A 231-nucleotide genomic window follows, 5' to 3' on the forward strand; every position below is an offset into this window, starting at 1 on the left:
GGTAAGGCGAAAGCCGCCACCCGGCAGACATGCGAGCACAATAACGAAACAGGTTTGTCATCAGCCAGAAAAAGGCAATTGTCATTGCCTTTTTGCGTTGACCTTGCCCTCTCCCCTGGTAGAGGGAGCAAACCCCAAAAAAGTGCAATCTTCAGGGATTGCCCGGCGGCGCTGCGCTTGCGCGGGCCTACAGATAACGGCATAACGGTTTGATTTTGCAGTCTTTTGTAG

Annotated in this window: 1 protein-coding gene; it reads right to left on the bottom strand. The window is 52.8% G+C overall.

Annotated elements, in window-relative coordinates:
- On the bottom strand, positions 1–231 hold a 231-nt coding region (locus ACLH1U_RS25280; protein ID WP_411299517.1), incomplete at both ends, for a hypothetical protein.

Source organism: Klebsiella sp. 1SOBk5mer (assembly GCF_046603115.1).
Taxonomy (GTDB): Bacteria; Pseudomonadota; Gammaproteobacteria; order Enterobacterales; family Enterobacteriaceae; genus Klebsiella; species Klebsiella quasipneumoniae.